The following is a 2,821-nucleotide window of genomic DNA, read 5'->3' as shown; positions in this document are numbered from 1 at the left end:
GGGACGCCGGAGCGGGCGCGGGGCCGCCGGTCGCCGCCCGCAGTTCGAGCGCGCGGGCGGCGGCGTAGAGCTCGACGGCGACCACCCGGTTGAGGTTCTCGACGGCGGTACGCAGCTTGCGGGCCGCCGACCAGCCCATGGAGACGTGGTCCTCCTGCATCGCGGAGGACGGGATGGAGTCCACCGACGCCGGTACCGCGAGCCGCTTCAACTCGCTGACCAGGGCGGCCTGGGTGTACTGCGCGATCATCAGCCCGGAGTCGACGCCGGCGTCGTCGGCCAGGAACGGCGGCAGTCCGTGCGAGCGGTTCTTGTCGAGCAGCCGGTCGGTGCGGCGCTCGCAGATGGAGGCGAGGTCTGCCGCGGCGATGGCGAGGAAGTCCAGCACGTAGGCGACGGGCGCGCCGTGGAAGTTGCCGTTGGACTCGACGCGGCCGTCCGGCAGCACCACGGGGTTGTCTACGGCCGCCGCGAGTTCGCGGTCGGCGACCGTGCGGGCGTGGTCGAGGGTGTCCCGTCCGGCGCCGGCCACCTGCGGCGCGCAGCGCACCGAGTAGGCGTCCTGGACGCGGGGCGCGTCGTCCAGGTGGTGGCCGGTCAGGCCGGAGCCGTCGAGCACCTTGCGCATGTTGGCAGCGCTGGCGGCCTGGCCGGGGTGCGGGCGGATGGCGTGCAGGTCGGGGGCGAGCACCCGGTCGGTGCCGAGCAGCGCTTCGAGGGAGAGCGCGGCGGTGATGTCGGCGGAGGTGTGCAGCCGGGCGAGGTCGGCGCAGGCGAGCACCAGCATGCCGAGCATGCCGTCGGTGCCGTTGAGCAGCGCCAGGCCCTCCTTCTCCCGCAGCTCGACGGGGGTGATGCCGTGGGCGGCGAGCAGTTCACCCGCGGGGCGCACGGTCCCGTCGGGGCCCTCGGCGTCGCCCTCGCCCATCAGGGTCAGCGCGCAGTGCGACAGCGGGGCCAGGTCGCCGGAGCAGCCGAGCGAGCCGTACTCGTGCACGACGGGTGTGATGCCGGCGTTGAGCAGGTCGGCCATGGTGAGCAGCACCTCGGGGCGCACGCCGGTGCGTCCGGAGGCGACCGTCTTGAGCCGGAGGAACATCAGGGCGCGTACGACCTCGCGTTCGACCCGCGGGCCCATGCCGGCGGCGTGCGAGCGCACGATGTTGCGCTGGAGGCGGGCGCGCAGTTCCGGGCTGATGTGCCGGACGGCGAGAGCGCCGAAGCCGGTGGACACGCCGTAGACCGGGTCGGGCTTGGAGGCCAGTTCGTCGATGAACCGGCGGGTGGCGCCGACCTCGGCGAGGGACTCGTCGGAGAGGGTGACCCGGGCCGCTCCCCGGGCGACGGCGATGACGTCGGCCGCGGTCACGCCCGAGGAACCGACCACGACAGTGCTCTGCATATCCATATTCACGCACCCTAAGCACTGAATTCAGATCTGTCACGGGTGGCGGCGGCCTCCGCCCCTTACCCGCCGACCCCTCCCCCGCCGACGGTGCCCCGGCGACACGCGCCCCGAGCCTGTGACCTGGGTCCCTGCGTCCGGCGCTCGGCGCCCGGGCCTGTGGCGCGTCTCACCGGCCGCGGAAACGCCTCCGGTCGCCGGCCGGGGGCGGGGTCTCGTCGGCCAGGTGCACTATCTCCCGGCCGGCGACCACTGGCTTCGCCGCCCGGGCGGCCTTCGCCCGGTACTGGGCCGCGTCCGCGAGCCGCAGCAGCCGGCGGGCCGACCGCACCGGGCCGATCGGGTCCCCGGTGGACGCGACCCCGCAGGCGACGCCGCGTCCACCGTCCAGGTCCAGCGCCCGCACGCACAGCTCACCCGCGACGTTGACCACCTCGTCCGCCGGGGGGCCGACGCTGAGCAGGCAGAACTCGTCACCGCCGAGTCGGGCCGCCAGAGCGCCCGGCAGTATCGCGCCGCACCGGGACAACAGCGAGCCGAAACGTTCCAGCAGCCGGTCTCCGGCGTCGTGGCCGTAGCGGTCATTGACCTCTTTCAGCCCGTTGACGTCGCACACCACCAGGCTGACGACACTGCCGTCGAGCCGGTGGCGTTCCAGCGCCTCGTCCAACCGCATGTCCACCGCACGGCGGTTGCCCAGACCGGTCAGCGGGTCCGTGAAGGCCAGTCTGCTGACCTCGGCCAGCCGCTCGGTCTGCGCGATGCCCGAGGCCAGCACCGCCGCCAGCACGGTCGCGAACTCGGCGTCACCGCGCGAGAAGACCGGGTCACGCGGCGCCCGGGCCACGTACAGCTCACCCCAGGCGCGTCCGTGCAGCACGATCGGCGCCACCACGCAGCTGCCCCGGCCCCGACGGCGCAGGGCCGCCACCCGCTGGTGGCAGTACGCGCCCTCCCCCGCGGACGGGGACGGTTCCGGGGTGGCCGTCTCCACCCAGGCGTGCGGCTCGCCGCTGCCGCCGATCCAGTGCTCGTGCAGGAACTCGGTGATCTCCGGGAAGTCGTGCACCGGGTAGGACTCGTCCTCCGGCAGCGGCTCCTCGTCCTCGGCCAGCTCACCCTCGTTGACGAGCACCCGCAGCCGGCCGTGGCCCCGTTCCCACACGGAGACGGCGGCGAAGGTACCGTCCATCGCGACGCGGGCCCGGGCGGCGGCGACCCGGGCCACCTCCCGCGTGCCGCACACGGCAGCCATCGACTGGGCGAGCCCCACCACCGCCTGCAACCGCGCGTCGTCTGCCATGCGATCCAGGTTATGGGCCTTCGCCCCACTATGCCCTGCGCCCGTGCTCCACGCCCGCCCTCCGCGCCCGTTCGGGCGGTCCGCCCGGGCCCCGGGACCGCGTGAGCGGGACG

General features: G+C 74.3%; 2 protein-coding genes. Both read right to left on the bottom strand.

Going from position 1 to position 2,821, the window contains the following annotated elements; all coding sequences use genetic code 11:
* On the bottom strand, positions 1 to 1,408 hold a 1,408-nt coding region (gene hutH / locus ACYVE9_RS21600; RefSeq protein ID WP_461029549.1), incomplete at its 3' end, for a histidine ammonia-lyase.
* A gap of 166 nt (positions 1,409 to 1,574) precedes the next feature.
* Positions 1,575 to 2,708, bottom strand: coding sequence for a GGDEF domain-containing protein (locus ACYVE9_RS21595; protein ID WP_461029548.1), 1,134 nt, complete (start codon positions 2,706 to 2,708; stop codon positions 1,575 to 1,577).
* Between the last annotated feature and the right edge of the window lie 113 nt (positions 2,709 to 2,821).

This window comes from Streptomyces sparsus (genome assembly GCF_054776295.1).
The sequence above is the reverse complement of the archived record's forward strand: the minus strand, read 5'-3'. Positions and strand labels throughout refer to the sequence as shown.

Excerpts from the sequence above, each read along its gene's own strand:
- ACYVE9_RS21595 (WP_461029548.1), bottom strand. The coding sequence starts at position 2,708 with ATGGCAGACGACGCGCGGTTGCAGGCGGTGGTGGGGCTCGCCCAGTCG.